A 21,388-nucleotide genomic window follows, 5' to 3' on the forward strand; every position below is an offset into this window, starting at 1 on the left:
ATTAGCGAGTCTGATGAGCGTTGACGAATTGTCGGCAACGCTCGCTGCGTGGGTGTACGAACACTTCGTCCGGCGTACCGGCTTCCTCGATCAGCCCTTGGTGCAGGTAGGCGACTTTGGAAGAGACATCGCGGGCGAACGCCATTTCATGAGTCACCAGGATCATGGTCCGGCCTTCTTCCGCGAGGGAACGGATTACCCGCAGCACTTCGCCGACCAGTTCCGGGTCGAGTGCCGAGGTGGGTTCATCGAACAGCATGACCTTGGGCCGCATGGCCAAGGCCCGGGCGATGGCCACCCGTTGTTGCTGCCCCCCGGAGAGAAACGCCGGGTACTCGTTGCGCTTGGCCGCAAGCCCCACGCGTTCAAGCAAGGCTTCGGCCCGTTCAGTGGCCTCCGCACGGCTTTCACGCAGGACCTGGGTCGGCGCTTCGATGAGGTTTTCCAGCACCGTGCGATGGGGCCAGAGGTTGAAGTTCTGGAACACCATGCCGAGGCTCGAACGGATCCGCACCAGTTGCTTGGCGTCCTTCACCAGCGGCGCGCCGGGACGATCGAAGTTCAAGTGAATGCTTTCGCCGTCCACCAGAATGCGCCCCTGGTCCGGCACTTCGAGCATGTTGATGCAGCGCAGCAAGGTACTTTTGCCCGAGCCGCTGGCACCGATCAGCGAGATCACATCGCCTTCGCGGGCCGTCAGGGAAACGCCTTTGAGGACCTCGATATTGCCGAAGCGTTTGTGCAGGCCGTCGACCTCGATCATGGTCTTGGTCGCCACCGGTTCAACCACCGCTTCACAGGTGACACGGCAGATCACCGGCCGCGGCGCTTCGCCTTTCAATACCAGGACAAAGTCGCGAATCCGCTGGCAGGCCTGGGCCAGTCGTTCTTCACCGAGGGTGAACGAGAGCCGCACAAAACCTTGGGCCGGCTCGCCGAAAGCCGCCGCATCCAGCACCGAAACACGCGCCTCGCGTAGCAGCCGCCAGGCGAATTCCAGCGAAGTCAGGCCGGTTTCGCGCACGTCCATCAAGACAAACATGCCGGCATCGGGGTTGAGCACGCAAATCCCCGGGCAATCCGACAGGCTGCTCACCACCAGATCGCGACGCCTGCGATAGATATCGCGCATGCCGTGGGTCACGTCCTCATGGGCTTGCACGGCTTTAAGCGCAGCCTCCATGACAAAGCCCGGCAAGCCGTAAAGCATGCTCAACACCATGGTTTCGGCGTGAGCCACGAGGGCTTCATCGGCGACGATCCAGCCGGTGCGCCAGCCGGTCATGGCATGGGATTTCGACAGACTGCCGATCACCACGCATCGCTCGGCCATGCCCGGCAACGCCGCCAGGCTGAGGTGGTCACGCTCGAAGGTCAGGCTCTCGTAGACCTCGTCCACCACGACCCACAAGTCATGCTGGATGGCGAGGTCAGCGATGGCTTGCAGCTCTTCGCGGTTGAGCACGACGCCGGTGGGGTTATTCGGATTGGAGAAGAACATCGCCCGGGTGCGCGGGGTGATGGCCTTGGCCAGCACGGCGGCATCGAGGCGGAAACCTGAATCCGCCGAGCACGGCACACGAACCAACGTGGCGCCGGAAGCCTTGAGCGTCGCCTCGTAAGTCACGTACATCGGGTCCAGGGCAATCACTTCGTCGCCGGTGTTGAGCAGGCACATCGAGGTGATGAACAGCGCGTTCTGCGCCCCCGCCGAAATGATGACGTTTGGCGCTGTCACCTCACGGTCGAACAGCTGGCTGTACCGAGCGGCGATGGCTTCGCGCAACGCTTGTCGACCGGCGATCTCGGTGTAGTGGGTGTCTCCCTCACGCAGCGCATGAATCGCGGCATCGGTGATGAAGTCGGGGGTGGGGAAATCCGGGTCGCCGACGCTGAGAATGATCACATCCTCACCACGACGCTGGGCTTCAAATGCCGCATTGTGAATATCCCAGGCGGCAACGCCGTCGCCTGAGATCCGCTCAACAAAGGGTGAAAACCGCATGCCAGTGCCTCGTTCGAATAGAAGAAACGCAAGCCCGCGAAACCAGCCGGGGAGGTGGAACGAACATAGTCGAAGCTGAACACTCGTTCAACAGAAAAATGACCAGGGTTCGCGTTCAGCGTAAACAGGTCGTTTTTACGACAGTCATGCCGTTTCCAGGTCCTGGATCGGCAGTGAGTTCGGAGAACTTCGCCCGTTGCCTGGCAACCCATTATTGTCGTGCCTTGATGGCTTGGTTTCACTCGAAGTTAGCAACAACAGCGTTTATGAATCCGGCTATTGTCGGCAGCCAACTGAGGTTCAAGAAAACAACTTCTCCCCACGGACCAGCACTATCTGTTTCAAAAATGAACCCACTGTTTCAAGTTTGGCACACCTGTTTGTAACGCGAATAAGACAGTCGACAGTAAAAGCGTCGTAGCACTCAACAAACCTTTCAAAAATGCTCAAAATGCGAATTTTAAGAGCAACTTAAATTTCAGCGAAACAGCTTCTTTTATTTATATTTAATGCTCATAAATCAGCATCTTAAATACCTAACAAAAACAGCAGCCAACTGACCCAGCTGAAAAATCGCACCTTCATTCCAATTCATCATAAAAACAAAAATAACGAATTTAACTCCTCTAATATGCTCAACAAGACAGCACTCACATTACATAATCAACACCCCCCACAACGCCACAGACGAGCACTTGTTTCCACACACGGGGCGTTAATAACCCACCCGCAGAAACACCCACCTTGAACGTCGCCGGCAAATTCGCCGTCACTGCAAGGGAATGAAAAATGAAAATTAAAATTCTGTGTATCCATGGCATTGGCCACGAAGAGGCAGACGAGAGTTTTCAGGCGTCCTGGCACCGGGCGATTACCACTGCGGTGTCACGCGTGGCGCCGAGTGCGGACCTCGAGCTTGACTATTTTCAATACGACGAGCGCTTTTCCTCCAGCGGCCTGGGTGCGTCCGAAATCGCCGAGGCTACGCTGCGCCTTCTGACCAGCGCGGTCATTCATTCAGTGGGTGACGTGTTCCGGCGCAACCGCGGCATCGGGCAGTTTCCCGACCGCCTGCGCTGGACGGCCGGCATGGTCGCCCAGTGGTCCGCGGACGAGGCACTGCGTACCCAACTGCGCAAGGATCTCGCCACCGTTATCAGCGCTTCGCAACCGGACATCGTCTGCGCGCACAGCCTGGGTACGCTGGTCGCCTATGACACGTTCCGTCGGGATCCCTCCCTGATGAGCAATCGGGTGCTGATCACGTTTGGCTCGCAGATCGCCAATCCCGCCGTACGCGAGACGTTTGGCGGGCGCATCGAGGGAATCGACGACGCGCGCAAGTGGTACCACCTCTACAACGAGCACGATCAGGTTTTTACGGCGCCGCTGTACCTGCGCGATACCAACTTCACCCAGGTCATGACGCCGTTCGATAAGCCCAGCGACGTCCTCAATCATGATGCGACTTACTACCTCGGCCATGCCGAGACCGTGACCAATGTCTGGGGCCCCCTTTTGCAGGCGGGCAGAGTGAGAGGTTTCGACAAGCGGCTCGCCGCCGTCGACAAGTCACTGGGCATTGCGGTCCCCAAGGGAGGCACGGTGCGTCGCTCGCGGGACAAGGCGTTGCTGATCGGCATCAACAATTACCCCAACCCTTCAGATCGACTCGAAGGCTGCGTCAACGACGTTTTCCTGATGAGTTCATTGTTGCAAGAGTCGAAATTTTCGCCGGAAGATATCCGGGTCGTACTTGATGACCGCGCTACGGCTGCCGGCATTCGCGATCGCCTGCATTGGCTGCTCGACGACGCCCAGGCGGGTGATCGCCGGGTACTCTTCTATTCCGGGCACGGTGCGCAGATTCCCAGTACCAATGCCGCGGGCGAAGCCGACCGCATCGACGAATGCCTGTGCCCGTGGGACTTCGACTGGACGCCGGCACGCGCCATCGTCGACAACGACTTTCGCGACCTCTACATCCAGCTTCCGTACGATACGCAGTTCATCACGATCTTCGATTGCTGCCATTCGGGCGGCATGACGCGTGAGGGCGCTCGGCGCGCTCGCGGGCTGACGCCGCCGGATGACATCCGTCATCGCGCGCTGCGCTGGGAGCCTCAATTGCAGATGTGGGTCGAGCGTGACTGGGTGAAACGGGCGCGCAAAAGTGCGCAGAAGGCCGAAGCAGCCAACACCGTGAGCAATCGCGACGGTATTCGACGGGTCGGCCAGGCCATTGCGGTGCGCGGTCATGACGATAAGCTCTACGACAAACGACGCAACGCTTACAAGCACGATGGGCCCTTTCTGCCGATTCTCATGTACGCCTGCGGCGAATCCCAGCTGTCTTACGAATACCGTCACGGCGTTATTTCGTATGGTGCGTTCACCTACGCACTGGCCCAAACGCTGCGTTCATCCAAGCAGAGACCGACGTTCAATGCCCTGGTCCGTGCGACGGGCAAATTGCTGGCCGACCTGGGTTATGACCAGAAGCCGGCGATCGTCGGGCCGTCGAAACTGCTCGGCAAAGTTGTACCCTGAGTGGTCAGCCTCGATACAGGAAGGAGCAGCGAAAGGTCGGCAGCTTCATGCCCACCCTTCCAGTCGCAACGTCGCACGAACCAGGCGCTGCTCCTCGCTTTCAATCTCCCTGAGGTTCTCGCAGATGCTCTGGATGTGCGCGATGGCCGCTTTGCGCGCCTGCTCCGGCATGCGGCCGGTGACGGCGTTGTAGAGCCGGGCGTGCTGGCGGTCGATCTGACGTTTTTGTGGTGCGCGATGGTAGAGGTTGTTGACCGAGGCGAACACGGTGTTGAGCAGCAAGTCCGTCAGCGAACGCAAGGTTTGCACCAGCACCGGGTTGTGCGAGGCCTCGCAGATCGCCAGATGGAACGCATGATCGAACCGGGCGTGTTCGCTCGCTTCCATCGCCCGCGTGTGGGCATCGAGCAACGCTTCGTAGCTTCGGGTGATGAGGACAAAATCCGCTTCGGTCCCGCGCAGTGCAGCCAGGCGAGCGGACTCGCCCTCCAGCAGGCTGCGGACCTCGAACAAATCGTAAAGCGTGCGCGGTTGCGAACTGAACAGGTGCATCAGCGGCGACGCGGCACCGTGGCCCGACAGATCCGCGACAAACGATCCCTTGCCCTGCTCCGTCTTGATAATCCCCCGGGCACGCAACAACTTCAGCCCCTCGCGAAGTGCTGTGCGCGAAACGCCGAGCTTTTCGGTCAGGCGACGCTCCGAAGGCAACAACTGCCCGGTCTTGAGTACACCGTCCACGATCAGCCGTTCTATACGTTCACAGACCACGTCTGCGACTTGGGGATTACGGGTCACTTGCGCACTGTCCATCGAACCTCCAACTGGTATGACCAGCTTCGCCAGTAAAACCCTTCACGCTCGAATCCAACCTTAACTGCCTGTTTAACCGTCTATTTTTTCCAGAAGTAAAGAAATAGCCGTTGAGGAACTGGTTCGACCAGTCAAACAACACATGGACAGTAGGACGCGTCAGGCCAATGATGCAAGTTAGCTGTGACCGGAAACAGACCTCAAATAAAAACAACTGAGGGTCGTGAACTGCTTATGAACATCCTCTACGACGAACGCGTCGACGGCGTTCTGCCTGATGTCGACAGAGCGGCCCTGCTGCAAGCACTGCACGCTCGCTTGCCAGACCTGGAAGTCCTGCATCAGCAGGAAGAACTCAAACCGTACGAATGCGACGGACTTTCCGCTTACCGCACCACGCCGATGCTGGTGGTACTGCCGCGCCATATCGACGAAGTCCAGGGCGTGCTTAAACTCTGCCACGAGTTTCACGTCCCGGTGGTCGCTCGCGGCGCCGGCACGGGGTTGTCCGGCGGTGCACTACCGCTCGAAAAAGGCGTTCTGCTGGTGATGGCGCGCTTCAATAACATCCTGCACATCGACCCCGCCGCGCGCACGGCGCGGGTTCAGCCGGGCGTGCGCAACCTGGCGATTTCCCAGGCCGCCGCGCCGTTCGGCTTGTACTACGCGCCGGACCCCTCTTCGCAGATCGCCTGCTCCATCGGCGGCAACGTGGCCGAAAACGCCGGTGGCGTGCATTGCCTGAAATACGGTCTGACGGTGCACAACCTGCTCAAAGTCGACATCCTCACCGTCGATGGTGAACACCTGACCCTGGGCTCCGAGGCGCTCGACTCGCCCGGGTTTGATCTGCTGGCGTTGTTCACTGGTTCCGAAGGCATGCTGGGGGTGATCACCGAAGTCACGGTCAAACTGCTGCCCAAGCCGCAGACCGCCAAGGTGCTGCTGGCGGCGTTCGATTCCGTGGAAAAAGCGGGTCGCGCGGTGGGCGACATTATTGCCGCCGGCATCATTCCCGGCGGCCTGGAGATGATGGACAACCTGGCCATTCGCGCCGCCGAAGACTTTATCCACGCGGGGTATCCGGTCGACGCCGAAGCCATTCTGCTGTGCGAACTCGATGGCGTCGAAGCCGACGTTCACGATGACTGCGACCGCGTGCGCCAGGTGCTGGAACAGGCCGGCGCCACCGAAGTCCGCCAGGCCCGCGATGAGGCCGAACGCGTGCGTTTCTGGGCAGGGCGCAAGAATGCGTTCCCGGCGGTGGGCCGGCTATCGCCGGATTATTACTGCATGGACGGGACGATCCCGCGCCGCGAACTGCCCGGCGTGCTGCACGCGATTGCTGCGCTGTCGGCCGAGTACGACCTGCGCGTGGCCAACGTTTTCCACGCCGGCGACGGCAATATGCATCCGCTGATTCTGTTCGATGCCAACCAACCCGGCGAACTCGATCGCGCCGAAGCCCTGGGCGGCAAGATTCTGGAGTTGTGCGTGAAAGTCGGCGGCAGCATCACCGGTGAGCACGGCGTCGGCCGCGAGAAAATCAATCAGATGTGTGCGCAGTTCAACAGTGATGAGCTGACGCTATTCCATGCCGTCAAAGCCGCGTTCGATCCGGGTGGCCTGCTCAATCCTGGCAAGAATATTCCGACGCTGCACCGTTGCGCCGAGTTCGGTGCAATGCACGTTCACATGGGTCAGTTGCCCTTCCCTGAACTGGAGCGTTTCTGATGCGCAGCGAACACGATATCGACGACAGCGGCGCACTGCTGGAGCAGGTCAACCAGGCGCTGCAAAACGCAACGCCGCTGCGCATCCAGGGTTCCAACAGTAAGGCATTCCTAGGGCGCATCGTGGCGGGTGAAGTGCTCGATACGCGCAGCCATCGTGGCATCGTCAGCTACGACCCGACCGAGCTGGTGATCACCGCACGCTGCGGCACACCGTTGTCAGAACTGGCCGAAGTCTTGGACGCGGCGCAGCAGATGCTGCCTTGCGAACCGCCCTCCTTCGGCGACGGCGCGACCGTGGGCGGAATGATCGCCAGCGGGCTGTCGGGACCGCGGCGCCCGTGGTCAGGATCGGTCAGGGACTTCGTCCTCGGGACACGGGTCATCACCGGCCATGGCAAGCATTTGCGCTTCGGTGGCGAAGTCATGAAAAACGTCGCCGGTTACGACCTGTCGCGTTTGATGGCTGGCAGCTATGGATCGCTGGGTGTGATCACCGAAGTCTCGCTCAAGGTCCTGCCCAAACCTCGGCAAGCGTTAAGCATCAGCCTGGAAATGGACAGCGATCGCGCCTTGCTGCGCCTCGCGGAATGGGGCCAGCAACCGCTGCCGATCAGCGCCGCGTGTCACGACGGTCAGCGCCTGCACCTGCGGCTTGAGGGTGGCGAAGGCTCGGTGAAGGCGGCGCATGAGCGCTTGGGTGGTGAGTTGCTGGAGGCTTCATATTGGGCGGATCTCAACGAGCATCGCTTGAGTTTCTTTGATGAAGACCAGCCGCTTTGGCGCCTGTCCGTCCCGCACAACACGCCCCGGCTTTCCCTGCCCGGGCTGCAAATGATCGACTGGGGCGGCGCCCAGCGCTGGCTCAAATCAGACGCCGAAGCGGCGTTCATTCGCAAGGTCGTCGATGAGGTCGGCGGGCATGTGACCTGCTACAGCCACGGCCTGATCGACAGCCCGTTCCAACCGTTGCCTGCGGCACTGATGCGCTACCACCGCAACTTGAAGGACCAACTCGATCCACGGGGCATCTTCAACCCCGGTCGCCTGTACGTGGAGCTTTGACCCATGCAGACCACCTTGAGCGAACAGGCCCGCCAATTGCCCCGCGCCGAAGAAGCCGAAAGCATCCTGCGCACGTGTGTGCACTGCGGTTTTTGCAATGCCACCTGCCCGACCTATCAATTGCTCGGCGATGAACTGGATGGGCCGCGTGGGCGTATCTACCTGATCAAACAAGTGCTGGAAGGCAACGAGGTCACCCAAAAGACCCAACAGCATTTGGATCGCTGCCTGTCTTGCCGTAATTGCGAAACCACCTGCCCTTCGGGCGTCGACTACCACAACTTGCTCGACATCGGCCGCGCCGTGGTCGATGCGGCCGTGCCGCGCTCACTCGACCAGCGCTTGTTGCGCGAAGGCTTGCGCAGCGTCGTGCCCAATCCGGGGCTGTTCAAAGCGCTGGTCAGCAGTGGTCAGGTGTTCCGTGCGCTGCTGCCCGACACCCTGCGAGCCAAGTTGCCGCGCCACGTGTATCCGGCCAGGCAACGCCCGACCACCCGCCATGCGCGGCAGGTGCTGATGCTCGAAGGTTGCGTGCAGCCGAGTCTGTCGCCCAATACCAATGCGGCCACCGCGCGCGTCCTCGATCGGCTGGGGATCAGTGTCACACCGGCTCGCGAGGCCCGCTGCTGCGGCGCGGTCGATTATCACCTGGACGCGCAGGCGGCCGGTCTGGATCGCGCCCGCCACAACATCGACGCGTGGTGGCCGAGCATTGAACAAGGTGCCGAGGCCATCGTGCAAACCGCCAGCGGTTGCGGCGCCTTTATCAAAGACTACGGCCACCTGCTCAGCACCGACCCGGCGTATGCCGAAAAGGCGAAAAAGGTCAGTTCGCTGGCCAGGGATCTGGTTGAAGTGCTGCGTGACGAGCCGCTGGAAAAGCTCGGCATCCACAGTGACCAACGCCTGGCCTTCCATTGCCCCTGCACCTTGCAGCACGCGCAAAAGCTCGGTGGTGCGGTTGAAGTGTTGCTGACGAGGCTGGGTTTCAACCTCACGTTCGTTCCCGACGGTCATCTGTGTTGCGGCTCGGCGGGCACCTATTCGCTGACCCAGCCGGAGCTGTCCCGACAACTGCGCGACAACAAACTCAATGCGCTGGAAAGCGGTCATCCCGAAGTCATTGTCACGGCCAATATCGGCTGTCAGTCCCACCTCGACGGTGCGGGCCGAACACCCGTCCGCCACTGGATCGAACTGGTCGAAGCCGCGTTGCCCTCATCGAGCCCTGGAGTATCCCCATGAAAAGCAAAGCCGTACTGAGCCAGACCGAAGTCAGCCAGATCCTCAGCGCCGCCCGCAGCGAAGCACTGAACAATCAATGGGCCGTGACCATCGTGGTTGTCGATGACGGAGGCCATCCTCTGGCCCTCGAACGCCTCGACGGTTGCGCCCCGATCGGCGCCTACATCGCCACCGAAAAGGCCCGCACCTCTGCCCTGGGTCGGCGTGAGTCGAAAGGTTATGAAGAGATGGTCAACGGTGGCCGTCACGCGTTTTTGTCAGCGCCGTTGCTGACCTCCCTTGAGGGTGGCGTGCCGATTATTGTCGATGGGCAGGTGATTGGCGCGGTGGGTGTGTCCGGTGTGAAAGCCGAACAGGATGCGCAAGTGGCCAAGGCTGGGGCGCAGTGCCTGAAGTGAAGGCGGTCCTGTTGCAGCTGGCGAAGCCTGCGTTCGGCTGCGCAGCAGTCGTGAAATCAGACTATGCGGTGCTTCAGAATGACCGCGAACTCAGGTTTCACGACTGCTTCGCAGCCGAACGCAGGCTTCGCCAGCTGCTACAGAAATCGTGTCGTCGCAGAAATTGCGGACTGACCGGCGTCCGGCCTTTTTTCACTTGCGCGCCAATTTATACCGCACGCACTCCTCATAGAAACTCTGACGCACATCCGCCGGCTTGAACCGCGATTTGCTGTCGTAGGTCTGCTCGGTGATGCCCATCGCCATCATGCGCATCCACGGCTGGTTGAATTTGTAAGCCTGTAACTTCTGACGAGCAGCATACAGAGAGACTCCGGCCAACTTGAGTTCCTGGGCTCTCGCCGCCGTCCCCGCGCCCCAGCTGCACATATACCGATCATTGGTGGCCAATTCCTTGGCCTGGGCAGAGGCTGCAACGCTGGCCAGGGCGAACGAGATCATCGTGACAAATACACTTCGCAATTGCATTCCGCCTAACCACCTGAAAATGAAGTGATTTTGGCGACAACTTTGAAGCTTCGGGGCCAGCAAAATGCCTCTTTTGCACCTTATGGATTGATCGGATGCCGCCCGCCAACAGCCTCAGCTTCCCGAGACCAGCCTGAGCCCGATCACGCCGGCCAGAATCAGCACGATGCAGCCGATTCTCAGTGCCGTCGTAGCGTCGCCCAGCACCGCCATTCCCAGAATCGCGGTGCCCGCCGCACCGATCCCGGTCCAGACCGCGTAGGCCGTACCCACGGGCAGTGATTTCAACGAAAGTGAAAGAAGAAAGACACTCGATAAACCGGTCCCCGCGGCAATCAGCCCGGGGACTAATCGCGTGAAACCTTCAGACCCTTTCATGTAGAAGGCAAATGCGATTTCGAGAATGCCGGCGATACCCAGTAATGCCCATGCCATGGTGATAGCTCCGTCAGTTGACTCGCCAGGCGTTACAGCCCGGCGAGGCGTGGTGAGAGTTCTAATGACTTACGGGTTGGTTCACGCCTTGTTGGCGGCCGCTGGTTTCGAACGGAACGTCACGCCGAATCGGTTGAAGGCGTTCATCAAACCAATGGCATACGTCAGGTCCGCCAGTTCCTTATCGCCGAACTCGGCAGCCGCGGCTTCATAGTCGGCATCGGGCACACCGGTTTCAGCGACGCGGGTAACTGTTTCCGCCCAACTCAATGCAACGCGTTCACGGTGGCTGAACACGTCACCCGAGTCGTGCCATACCGGTACGAGTACCAGTTTGTCGACGGCAACGCCGAGTTTGAGCAAGTCGCGGGAATGCATGTCGATGCAAAAGGCACAGCCGTTTATTTGCGATACCCGCAGGTAAACAAGGTCGATCAATTCGTGCGACAGACCACTGTTTTGCAGGCAGACGTACACGCCACCAAATGCCTTGTAACCTTCAGGGGAAGCTTTGGCGTAGTCGATACGATTGTTCATGATGAGTCCTGTTGTTTGCTGGATGAGGACACCATCGTGCTGTCTCTTGGTCTATTTGATAAGGTCCAAGAATAGTGTTGTGTACTGGGCCATGTGCGCGGCACTCCCGAACAAACATGGCCCAGTTCAATAGCCTGTTCATGGATCTTTGGTATAGGTCATGGGCTTCCTAGAATGATTCCCCTCAACCACGCCATTTAATAAACGGGTGAATCATGAAAATCCTCCACGTCACTTGCAGCCCTCGCGGCCAAGCTTCCGAGAGCTACAGACTTTCCAACAACATTATTGGCTTTCTGCTGAACAACGATCCGACGGCAACGATCATCAAACGGGTTGTAGCGGGTAATGCCATCGCGCAGGTAGATGAGCAATACGCGCAGTCCCAACAGTCGTCGGAAGATGTCACTCAGGAAGGTTCTATTGCCCTCTCGGATGAGCTGATTGAAGAACTGGACAGTGCTGATGCCGTGGTCATTGCAACGCCCATGCACAACTTCACCGTACCGGCGGCTCTCAAAGTCTGGATCGATCACATCGCCCGCGTTCGTCGTACCTTCAATGTGGGCGCGCAAGGCAAAACAAGCTTGCTGCGCGATCGGCCCGTCTATGTCGCGGTGTCTTCGGGCGGAAGATTTTCAGGGGTGAATCCACGCCAGCCAGACTTTCTGACGCCGTATCTGCAAGCCGTTCTGGGCATGATCGGACTGCATGCACTAACGTTCTTCTCTGTTGAAGGCACAGCCCTGGGTCCGGACGTTGTCGCCGAGGCCAGGAGCAAGGCAGATCAAGCTCTGCACGCGCATTTTTCTTTGCTGTGATGCCATCATGCTGAATGTCCTGAAGCAAAAATAAACAGAATCCGGCGAGGCCATGGCCAATCAGATCAACAACTTTTCACCGCTCGACCCCAGCTCCAGCGAGCCCATTTATCGGCAGATCTACTGGCGGTTCCGTGGTGCGATAGCGGACGGTCTGCTCGCCCCCGGCGACCGCATTCCCGCGGCCCGGGCGCTGGCCAAAGAACTTGGACTGGCCAGGGGCACCATCGATACCGCGTACTCACTCCTGACCGCCGAGGGTTACATCCAGGCGCGCGGCCAGGCGGGCACGGTCGTGGCGCCGGGGATCAACGCCAGGGTGTCTTCATCCCCCACGGAACGCCCCTTCAGCTCAACCGCCGGCAGCTCAATCAGGCAAAAGGCGCAGGTGATGCCCTTTCAAATGGCCCTGCCCGCGCTGGACGCCTTTCCGAGGAAAATCTGGTCGCAGATCGGCGCCCGATGCGTTCGCGCCACGCAGATCCATGACATGGCCAACCCGTCGGTCTATGGCCTGGAATCGTTACGCAACGCGATCGCCACCTACCTGCAGGTCGCACGGGGCATCACCTGCTCGCCCGATCAGGTGTTTATCACCTCGGGGTACCGGAACTCACTGTCACTGATCACTCACGCGCTCCTCAAACCGGGGGATCGCGTGCTCGTTGAAGACCCTGGCTACCTGCCCACCCGGCAGTTGCTGGAGCATCTGCAAATCGAAGTGGCCCCCGTTCCGGTCGATCAGGACGGCATGCGGGTGGAGCAAGGACTGAACAAAGGCGCGCGGGCCGCCGTCGTCACCCCGGCCCATCAGAGCCCATTGAGCGTGTCGCTGTCGTTGCCGCGACGCCTGGAACTATTGGAGTGGGCGACCCGGCAGCAAGCCTGGATTGTCGAAGACGACTACGACGGCGAATACCGCTACATCAGCCGCCCGCTGCCCGCGCTCAAAAGCCTGGATCGCGAGGGTCGGGTGCTTTATTGCGGCACGTTCAGCAAAGTGCTGTTTCCTGGCATCCGCCTGGCCTACGTGGTGGTTCCTGAAGCCCAGGTCGAGCGCTTCGAACACGTCAGCGAGACGTTCCTCGGTGGCTGCCCGGAACTCACCCAGGCCATCGTCGCCACGTTCGTGACCGAAGGGCATTTTGCCCGGCATATCCAGCGCATGCGCAAGCTCTACGGTGAACGCCGGGAGGCGACCGTGCGCGGGCTAAAGAAAGCCCTGGGCGAACACATTCGCATTGATGCCCAGCCGGGCGGCATGCACTTGATTGTGCGACTGACGGACCCCCAGTCCGATCGCTCGCTGGTCGAGCGCCTGCAACACGCGGGCATTTATGCAGAAGCCCTCTCGGACTGGAGCATCAGCGGCCCGGCAAGCTCTGCGCTGCTGCTCGGGTTCGCCAACATTCAGTCGCAGGACAGCGCCGAACACCTGGGCAAACGCATCCTCGAGTTGCTGTAAACGTGTCGGATGGCCCATTCAAATAGCCCGTTCTTGGCTCTTTTGCACCAGGCCAGGAGAACGCAGGATGAGGCGCTCTCCCTTTCTGCGGTAAACATCCGATGCCCACGCCTCCCCCACTTCGCAGCATTGCTGTGTTCTCTGGTTCCAACTACGGCTTCAACCCCGCGTATGTCGAAGGTGCCCGGGCCTTGGGTCGGGAAATCGCCAAACGCGGCCTGCGCCTGGTTTATGGCGGCACCGACAAGGGCTTGATGGGGGTCATGGCCGATACCGTGCTCGCCGAGGGCGGTGAAGTCGTCGGCATCATTACGCGCCTGCTGTTCGACCTCGGGCATCTTCATCCTCGGCTGACCCGCCATGAAGTCACGCCCGACATGCGCAGCCGCAAAACACGCATGAGTGACTCGGCAGATGCATTCATTGCGTTGCCCGGTGGCCTGGGAACATTTGAAGAGTTGTTTGAAGTCGCGACACTGACCCAGCTGGGCGAACATCACAAAGGCGTTGCCTGTCTGAACATCGGCGATTTTTTCAACCCGGTGCGCAGCCTGCTCAACCACGCGGTGAGCGAAGGTTTCATGAAGACCGAACACAGCGAAATGCTGATCTTCAACACCGACCCTGCGGCGCTGATCGATGCACTTGAGCAGTGGCAAGCGCCAAACGTGACGAAATGGATTGGGCCGGTGGGTGCTTGAAAAACGGATTTGCCAAAAAGTCCACGGCGCCGGCTGTCATCGCCTTGACCGACATCTCGATGTCGCCATTGGCCGGTAATGAAAATGATCGGAATATTTGCGTTTGATTCAACCGGCTGTCGCTGGAAGTCCAGACCGCTATTACCTTGAAGTCGTACATCAAGGACATGAATCAGCCAGACACCGGCGGTCATGGTTTAAGATCCGTTTGAAGTGTTCTCCGGACAAAAACTTCATGCGCTTAAACCTGAAGGTTCGTATGCCCTCCTCGCTACCAATTCCGGTTCAATGCCGCCGCCTGTTCGCTCGCCCGTGCCTGCGATCATTGCTGTTGTTGAGCCTCATCGTTCCAGGCATCGCCAGTGCCGAGCCAAGGCCAGAACACATGGTCTATTTGCGCACGATTGATCCGACCATCGAGCAAGACATTCGCTACGCCAGCGCCCACAACTTCACCGGACACCCACTCGACGGTTACGCCGCTTCCGAGTGCCTGCTGTCGCTGGACACCGCCCAGGCCCTCGCCCGGGTGCAACAGGCACTTCAAAAGCAAGGCTACGGCTTGAAGGTGTTCGACTGCTATCGACCCAGCCGTGCCGTGGCCGATATGGGCCGCTTCGCGACTGAGCCGGGAGACCCGCGCAAGGCCGAGTTCTATCCGCGCGTGGACAAGCAGGACTTCTGGCGGCTGGGTTATGTGGCGCGAGTGTCGAATCACTCCAGAGGCTCGACCGTGGACCTGACACTGACCGGTCCAAATGCCCTGCCCGCTGGCACCTGGACACCCTCGGCCGCGCAAAGCGATTGCACCGCGCCTTATCCCCAGCGCTGGCACGACGGCGCACTCGACATGGGCACCGGGTTCGATTGCTTCGATGAGCGCGCCCATACTGCCAACCCGACGATCAACGCGACCGCCAAGGAAAACCGTCAGCGGCTCAGCAGCGCCATGGAAAAAGAGGGATTTGCCGGGTACTCGAAAGAGTGGTGGCACTTCACTTTTGGTGGCGAGGGAGCGCCGAAGAACGTGATGGATTTCCCCATTACGCCGCTGAGTGCAAGCGATGTGCTGGACAGCAGTCACCAGCTGATTGTGGTCACCACAAAAAACTGGGATGACATTCAGGGCATCGCCCAGCGCTATGAACGGGTTGGGGAAGGCTTTAGAAAAGTCGGTGATGGGTTTGCGGTGGTGGTTGGCAAGAACGGGATGGCCTGGGGCAAGGGTTTGGGCGACGTGGATTCCGTTGAAGGACCGGTCAAACGTGAAGGTGATGGAAAAGCACCTGCCGGGATTTTCAAGCTTGGAACGGCGTTTGGCTACGACACGACGGGCGACACAAAACTGCCTTATCTCGCGCTGACATCGACCACTGAATGCGTGGACGACAGCAAATCCGAACGCTACAACGAACTGGTCGACGGGGCGGCGATGGCCAAGGACTGGACCAGTTCTGAGCAGATGCGCAAAGAGGATGGTTATCGCAAAGGCATCTTCATCGAGCACAACACACCGGCGACCCCGGGTTCAGGTTCGTGCATCTTTTTCCATATCTGGCGGGGGCCTGACTCGCCTACGTTGGGGTGTACGGCGATGGATCAGGGGGATATTTCGCGGTTGTTCGAGTGGCTGGATCCGCGTGAGTCTCCGGTGTTGGTCCAGATGCCTGAAGCGCAATATGAGCGATTGCGCGAAAGCTGGAAGTTGCCGCAGCGTTGATGGAACGGGTGAATCGAGTGCAGGGTAATCACGGAGCCTTGTAGCAGCTGCCGAGCAGCGCGAGGCTGCGTTCGGCGACGCAGTCGTCGTAAGACCTGTGCATGCGGTCATCCTGATGCACCGCGCGTCCTGATTTCACGACGACTGCGTCGCCGAACGCAGCCTCGCGCTGCTCGGCAGCTGCTACATGAACGTTGGTGTTGCTGATAATGGTGTTCGCCGGGCCTTGGTCAGCCCTGCTTCAAATCGAGGCAGTAGGTGTAATAACCGGTGTCGCGCACGTAACCCAATGATTCATACAACCGCTGCGCCGCAAAATTATCCGTGGCCGTTTCCAGCACCATGCCCTTGGCGCCGGTCGACAGCGCAAAGTCTCGGGCAGCGTTCATCAGTAACCTCCCCACGCCCTGCCCCCGTGCTTCGGGGGCGGTGAACAGGTCGCTGAGCAGCCAGGTCCGGTGGGCGTCGATGGAGGAGAACGTCGGATACAGCTGGACGAACCCCAGCGCATCATCGGTGGAGTCCGAGGCGAAGAAAATCACGGACTCATCCCGGGCGATGCGTTCGGCGATGAAATCCCGGGACTGCAGCAGGTTCGATGGCTGGCCGTAAAAGCCTCGATAAGCGTCGAAGAGGCTGGCGATTTTGTCGATGTGCGTTGCGTCGACGCGCAGGACTTGGACGGCCATGCTTGAGGTCCCGTATGGGTTACTTCGGTTGCGCGACGGTGCGCAAATAGGGTTTCACTGTTTTAAAACCATCCGGGTATTTCTTCTTCGCGTCCTCGTCGGACACCGAAGTCGGAATGATCACGTCCTCGCCCGGACGCCAGTTAACCGGGGTGGCAACGGTGTGCTTGGCGTTCAATTGCAGCGCATCGAGCAGGCGCAGCACCTCATCGAAGTTGCGCCCGGCACTCATCGGGTAGATGAGCATCGCCTTGACCTTTTTGTCCGGCCCGATGATGAACACGGAACGCACCGTGGCGTTGTCCACCGCAGTGCGTGCGCCGCCGCTGGCATTTGGATGAATCATGTCGTAGAGCTTGGCCACCACCAGGTTCTCGTCGCCGATCATGGGGTAGTTGACCGCATGTCCCTGGGTTTCTTCGATGTCTTTGGCCCAGCTCGCATGGTTACTGACAGGGTCAACGCTGAGCCCGACGACCTTGGTGTTGCGTTTGTCGAACTCTGGTTTGAGCGCTGCCATATAACCGAGTTCAGTGGTGCACACCGGGGTGAAGTCCTTGGGGTGCGAGAACAGAATCGCCCACTTGTCGCCGATCCACTCATGGAAATGCAGCGTGCCTTCGGTGCTTTCGACGGTAAAGTCCGGCGCTTCGTCGCCAATGCGGATGGTCATGATCGTTCTCCTGACGGTGAGTTCGTAGGGAAGCCGTCGGACGAATGTGGCTGGTCCAACGGCATTCGGGATCTGTGTTGAACCTGTCAACGCGGATCAGTATAGGAGACGCTTCAAGACATGCCGGTGACCGGCGCATGCACTTTGTAAGTCCTTGATTCAGGCCTTTGAAGGCTGCTCAGGCAACACCGCCACCGCTGATGTTCTCGCCAGCACGTAGTAAAGAATGCCCGGCACCACCAGCCCCACGATCCAGGAAATATCGACTCCTCCGAGCTGCGCGACCATCGGTCCGGAGTAGAAATGCGTGTCAACGAAAGGCAACTGGATCAACACACCCACGACATACACGCTGATCCCGCGCACGTTCCAGCGACCATAACGACCTGCCGGATCGGACAGCGCCGGAATGTCGTAGCGCTCTTTGTTGATGAAGTAGTAATCCACCAGGTTGATCGCGCTCCACGGCGTGAAAAAGGTCAGCAGAAACAGGATGAAGTACTTGAACGAGTTGAGGAACGAGTACTGCCCGAGCAGCGCCAACGTGGTGGACGCCGCGACAATCAGCAGCACAAACACCATACGCTGGCGGGCGGTGATTTCGAGACGGCTGCGAAAGCCACTGATAATGGTGGCCACGCACATGAAGCTGCCATAAGCGTTGAGCGTCGACACCGTGACCTTGCCGAACACCACGCTTAAGTACAGCAGCGAGGCCATCACCCCGGTGCTGCCCAGGCCGACGATGGTTGCCACTTCATGACCGCGAAAATTCACGCCGGCCAATGCTGCAGCGAACACGCCCAGCACCATGGATGCCTGGGCGCCGAGCACGGTCCCAAGGCCGACGGCAGTGAAGGTCTTCCAGGACGAGGTTTTACTCGGCAAGTAGCGTGAGTAGTCAGCCACGTAAGGGCCAAAGGCGATTTGCCAGGACGCGGACAACGACACGGCCAGCAGGAAGGTGCTCCAGCCGAAGTGACGGTTTTCCAGCAACAGGCCGATATCGTTGAGCGTCATCAATCGGGTAAACAGGTAGGCAAAGGCAATGATGCCCAGCACGCTGGCCACCCGTCCTACCAGGTGAATGACCCGATAGCCGAAGATCGTCAGGAACGCGATGCAAGCGGCGAAAATCAGGATGCCGGCGCTGTCGCTGACATGGATCAACTGCGCAATGGCCTGCCCCGACAGTACCGCGCCAGTGGCGCTGAAACCGAGGTACATCAGGCACACCAGCACAATCGGGATCGCCGCCCCATACACCCCGAACTGCACACGACTGGAGATCATCTGCGGCAGCCCGAGCTTCGGACCCTGGGCGGCGTGCAGGGCAACGACCGCGCCGCCGAGCACCTGGCCGATCAGCAAGCCGATGAGCGACCAGAACACGTCTCCGCCCAGCACTACGGCCAGTGCGCCGGTGACGATGGCGGTGATTTGCAGGTTGGCGCCGAGCCACAGGGTGAACTGGCTGTAGAGGCTGCCATGGCGCTCGGCCTCGGGGATGTAATCGATCGAACGGGTCTCGATCAGGGGGCTTCGTTGTTGGGTCATTGCGGTGTTCTCTTGTTGGTAGACGCCAATGCCAACTCGCTGGGCATTTGTGCAACGACACACTCTTTGTAGCAGCTGGCGCAGCCTGCGTTCGGCTGCGCAGCAGTCGTGAAATCAGACGACGCGGTGTATCAGGAAAACCGCGTATTCAGGATTTACGACTGCTTCGCAGCCGAACGCAGGCTTCGCCAGCTGCTACAGGTTGCGTTACGGCTTAGCTGGTTGGCATTGGGGCTGACGGTGTTTTTATTTTTGTAGTTCGGTATTCAGCGCAGCAACTTGAGCCGGGCGCTGTTGAAGATCCACGAACGGCGCCTTCGCCCACACAACCTTGCCACCCACCATGGTCAACAGCACGTTATTGCGAGCCAATTCATCCTCAGGCACCTGCATGAAGTTCTTGTCCAGGACGATCAGGTCGGCGAACTTGCCCACTTCAACCGAGCCGACCACTGCGTCCAGTTTCAGCTGCTCGGCAGCGTTGATGGTGATGGTGCGCAGCACCTCCGTGCGCGACAGCGCCGGGTCGGCATTCAGCCTGCCGGCGTACTTGGGGCCGTAGCTGTGGGGGTTCAGCGGGTCGCCGGAGCGGGTGACGCCGATCTTCAACGCAAGGAATTCGTCGAGCGGATCGACAGGCCAGTCGCTGCCATACGCCACGCGGCCGCCGGCCTGGGCGATGCTGCCCGACGGCTCCATGCGGGCAAAACGCTGGGCGCCCAGGTGATCGCTGGTGCCGTCGATTGTGGACGGCGCCTGCTGGGCCCACTGGAAGGACATGTTGGCGGTGACGTCGAGTGCCTTGAAGCGTGGATAGTCGGCAGGGTCGACGGACTCGTTGTGCGTAATGGCCGGGCGGAAACCATTGCCGGGCAGTTGCTGGCGCACGTATTCGATGCCGTTCAATGAGTCGCGCACCGCGCGGTCTCCGGTGGCGTGAAGGTGCGGGTCGAGGCCGGCCTGCACGGCTTGCAACAACAGCGGCTTGAGCACTTGCGGCGGGAAGTACAGCTCACCGACGTTTTTCCCAGGTGCCCACTTCGGCGCCTTACCGGTTCCGGCATTGCGCAGGTACGGCGTGAGCATTGCCCCGGTGTCCGCCGGCGCATTAATGATGCCGTCCATGAACAATTTGACGTGGCGCATGCTCACGCCCGGCGCGGGTTTGGCTTCGCCCTGATCGTAGGTGGTGGCCAATGCCTTGGCGTCGGCGATGGTTTTTGTCGGGTCGGCCGCGGCGGCGGCCGGGTCCAGTTTGATCGCCAGCAAGGCCCGGGCCGTCAGCTCGCCCGACTGCTGCAGGCGGGTGAACGCTTTGCCCATTTCGGGCCCCGACATTGCATCGAAGAAACTGGTGATGCCCTGCTCGCGCATCGCGTCGAGCGCGGCGCGGGTCTGGTTGAGTTTCTCGGCGTCGGTGGCGGGCGGCACCACGGCGGCCATGGCGTCGGCAGCGCCGTCCTCGCAGATGCCGGTCGGGTTGCCGGCGCTGTCGCGCACGTATTTGCCATCGCCCGGATTGGCGGTGTGCTTGTTGATACCGGCCACTGCCAGGCCGCGGGAGTTGGTCAGCACGGTATGGAAGTCGGTGGAACGAACCTGGATCGGACGCTGGGTTTTGAGCGCGTCCAGCGTCGATTTGTCCGGGTCGCCGTCGAGTCCGTTCATGCCCATGCGATCCCAGCTGCCCACTTCGAGCCAGACATCAGGGCCCTTGTCCTTGTCGGCGTCCAGGCACGCTTGAATGGTTTCCTGGAAAACCTTGCGCGTCATCGTCTGGTACTTCAAATCGCACAAGGTCATGGCGCGGCCGCCGTCCCCCGGGTGCATGTGCGCATCGATGAAGCCCGGCATCAACATGCGCCCGGCCAGATCGATCAGCTGGGTTTGCTTGCCGATGTACGAGGAAACCCCTTCATCGCTGCCGACATAGACGATCTTCCCGCCCGTCACGGCAATCGCCTGCTGCACGGAATTCTGGCCATCGACGGTGTAGACGTAGCCGTTGCGCATCACCATCTCGGCGGGCGTCGAGCCCTGTGTCTGACACCCCACGAGCGCCATGGAAGAAAATGCCGTAGTGGCCGCAACCGCGATAAACAGCCTGGAAAATTTCAACTGCCTCACCTCTGTTCTTATAGTTTTGGAAGTGGCCCGGACAGATTGCCGCGCAAGCCCCTGATATGCAGGGCATACCCTATAGAGCGGCGCGGCCTGCGGGACCTCCACAAATGAGGAGGGGCGGGACAAATAGCCCAACAAGGGAGAATGCCGATCAGTTAAGCCGTAACGCGACCCGTAGCAGCTGGCGAAGCCTGCGTTCGGCTCGGGCCGCGATCGGACGCAGCAGTCGTGAAACCTGTGTTTGCGGTCTCTTTGAAACACCGCATCGCCTGATGTCACGACTGCTGCGCAGCCGAACGCAGGCTTCGCCAGCTGCTACAAGAGTTGCG

18 protein-coding genes and 1 pseudogene are annotated in these 21,388 nt (G+C 60.1%); 9 read left to right on the forward strand and 10 right to left on the reverse strand.

Annotation, left to right across the window (positions count from 1 at the left end):
* Window position 1: 1 nt before the first annotated feature.
* The gene (locus tag ACA070_RS19455; RefSeq protein ID WP_497447953.1) at window positions 2–2,005 is read right to left on the reverse strand and encodes an aminotransferase class I/II-fold pyridoxal phosphate-dependent enzyme; all 2,004 of its coding nucleotides are present in this window, start codon (window positions 2,003–2,005) and stop codon (window positions 2–4) included.
* A 789-nt stretch (window positions 2,006–2,794) separates the two neighbouring features.
* Between ACA070_RS19455 and ACA070_RS19460 the strand changes: the two genes are divergently transcribed.
* On the forward strand, window positions 2,795–4,555 hold the full coding sequence (locus tag ACA070_RS19460) for a caspase family protein (RefSeq protein ID WP_497447954.1): 1,761 nt from the start codon (window positions 2,795–2,797) through the stop codon (window positions 4,553–4,555).
* Window positions 4,556–4,600: 45 nt separating this feature from the next.
* On the opposite strand, the gene glcC is transcribed toward ACA070_RS19460, so the two are convergent.
* Entirely contained in the window at window positions 4,601–5,368 is a 768-nt protein-coding gene (glcC, locus tag ACA070_RS19465; protein WP_497447955.1) for a transcriptional regulator GlcC, read from the reverse strand.
* Window positions 5,369–5,602: 234 nt separating this feature from the next.
* Between glcC and glcD the strand changes: the two genes are divergently transcribed.
* Genes glcD through ACA070_RS19485 form a run of 4 tightly spaced genes read left to right on the forward strand, consistent with a single transcriptional unit; the run spans window position 5,603 to window position 9,809 of the window.
* Window positions 5,603–7,102 carry a glycolate oxidase subunit GlcD gene (glcD, locus tag ACA070_RS19470; RefSeq protein ID WP_497447956.1) on the forward strand — a complete coding sequence of 500 codons (1,500 nt, stop codon included), beginning with the start codon at window positions 5,603–5,605 and terminating at the stop codon, window positions 7,100–7,102.
* The gene (gene glcE, locus ACA070_RS19475; RefSeq protein ID WP_497447957.1) at window positions 7,102–8,166 is read left to right on the forward strand and encodes a glycolate oxidase subunit GlcE; all 1,065 of its coding nucleotides are present in this window, start codon (window positions 7,102–7,104) and stop codon (window positions 8,164–8,166) included. Before glcD ends, glcE begins: the two co-directional genes overlap by 1 nt.
* Before the next feature lie 3 nt (window positions 8,167–8,169).
* A complete protein-coding gene (gene glcF / locus ACA070_RS19480) occupies window positions 8,170–9,411 on the forward strand; it encodes a glycolate oxidase subunit GlcF (protein ID WP_497447958.1) in 1,242 nt (413 codons plus the stop codon).
* Window positions 9,408–9,809 (forward strand): heme-binding protein, encoded by a 402-nt coding sequence (locus tag ACA070_RS19485; RefSeq protein WP_462027750.1) that lies wholly within the window; start codon window positions 9,408–9,410, stop codon window positions 9,807–9,809. Before glcF ends, ACA070_RS19485 begins: the two co-directional genes overlap by 4 nt.
* 192 nt (window positions 9,810–10,001) lie before the next feature.
* Here ACA070_RS19485 and ACA070_RS19490 read toward each other — a convergent pair whose 3' ends face one another.
* The 3 genes from ACA070_RS19490 to ACA070_RS19500 all read right to left on the reverse strand — a co-directional run bounded on the left by ACA070_RS19490 (window position 10,002) and on the right by ACA070_RS19500 (window position 11,309).
* Window positions 10,002–10,337: a hypothetical protein gene (locus ACA070_RS19490; RefSeq protein WP_497447959.1), complete on the reverse strand. Its 336-nt coding sequence runs from the start codon at window positions 10,335–10,337 to the stop codon at window positions 10,002–10,004.
* Window positions 10,338–10,451: 114 nt separating this feature from the next.
* Window positions 10,452–10,772: a DMT family transporter gene (locus tag ACA070_RS19495; RefSeq protein WP_497447960.1), complete on the reverse strand. Its 321-nt coding sequence runs from the start codon at window positions 10,770–10,772 to the stop codon at window positions 10,452–10,454.
* An 81-nt stretch (window positions 10,773–10,853) separates the two neighbouring features.
* Complete coding sequence (locus ACA070_RS19500; protein WP_497447961.1) at window positions 10,854–11,309, reverse strand: carboxymuconolactone decarboxylase family protein; 456 nt, start codon at window positions 11,307–11,309, stop codon at window positions 10,854–10,856.
* 215 nt (window positions 11,310–11,524) lie between these two features.
* Here ACA070_RS19500 and ACA070_RS19505 point away from each other — a divergent pair, with 215 nt between their 5' ends.
* The 3 genes from ACA070_RS19505 to ACA070_RS19515 all read left to right on the forward strand — a co-directional run bounded on the left by ACA070_RS19505 (window position 11,525) and on the right by ACA070_RS19515 (window position 14,296).
* Window positions 11,525–12,130, forward strand: coding sequence for an FMN-dependent NADH-azoreductase (locus ACA070_RS19505; RefSeq protein WP_497447962.1), 606 nt, complete (start codon window positions 11,525–11,527; stop codon window positions 12,128–12,130).
* A gap of 52 nt (window positions 12,131–12,182) precedes the next feature.
* The gene (pdxR, locus tag ACA070_RS19510; RefSeq protein ID WP_497447963.1) at window positions 12,183–13,595 is read left to right on the forward strand and encodes a MocR-like pyridoxine biosynthesis transcription factor PdxR; all 1,413 of its coding nucleotides are present in this window, start codon (window positions 12,183–12,185) and stop codon (window positions 13,593–13,595) included.
* A 101-nt stretch (window positions 13,596–13,696) separates the two neighbouring features.
* The gene (locus ACA070_RS19515; protein ID WP_497447964.1) at window positions 13,697–14,296 is read left to right on the forward strand and encodes an LOG family protein; all 600 of its coding nucleotides are present in this window, start codon (window positions 13,697–13,699) and stop codon (window positions 14,294–14,296) included.
* Here the strand turns inward: ACA070_RS19515 and ACA070_RS19520 are convergent.
* Window positions 14,259–14,463: pseudogene (locus tag ACA070_RS19520) on the reverse strand (response regulator transcription factor); the annotation flags it as partial. The gene ACA070_RS19515 and the pseudogene ACA070_RS19520 overlap by 38 nt on opposite strands.
* A 92-nt stretch (window positions 14,464–14,555) precedes the next feature.
* On the opposite strand from ACA070_RS19520, the gene ACA070_RS19525 reads away from it, so the two are divergent.
* On the forward strand, window positions 14,556–16,016 hold the full coding sequence (locus ACA070_RS19525; protein ID WP_497447965.1) for a M15 family metallopeptidase: 1,461 nt from the start codon (window positions 14,556–14,558) through the stop codon (window positions 16,014–16,016).
* Between the two features lie 230 nt (window positions 16,017–16,246).
* On the opposite strand, the gene ACA070_RS19530 is transcribed toward ACA070_RS19525, so the two are convergent.
* From ACA070_RS19530 to ACA070_RS19545, 4 genes are all read right to left on the reverse strand, one after another.
* Window positions 16,247–16,705, reverse strand: coding sequence for a GNAT family N-acetyltransferase (locus ACA070_RS19530; protein WP_497447966.1), 459 nt, complete (start codon window positions 16,703–16,705; stop codon window positions 16,247–16,249).
* Between the two features lie 19 nt (window positions 16,706–16,724).
* Window positions 16,725–17,378, reverse strand: a complete 654-nt coding sequence (locus ACA070_RS19535) for a peroxiredoxin (RefSeq protein WP_094467986.1) — start codon at window positions 17,376–17,378, stop codon at window positions 16,725–16,727.
* A 159-nt stretch (window positions 17,379–17,537) separates the two neighbouring features.
* On the reverse strand, window positions 17,538–18,935 hold the full coding sequence (locus ACA070_RS19540; protein WP_497447967.1) for a purine-cytosine permease family protein: 1,398 nt from the start codon (window positions 18,933–18,935) through the stop codon (window positions 17,538–17,540).
* Window positions 18,936–19,181: 246 nt separating this feature from the next.
* Complete coding sequence (locus tag ACA070_RS19545) at window positions 19,182–21,053, reverse strand: amidohydrolase (protein WP_497447968.1); 1,872 nt, start codon at window positions 21,051–21,053, stop codon at window positions 19,182–19,184.
* Window positions 21,054–21,388: the final 335 nt, after the last annotated feature.

Source organism: Pseudomonas sp. LBUM1678, from assembly GCF_059695575.1.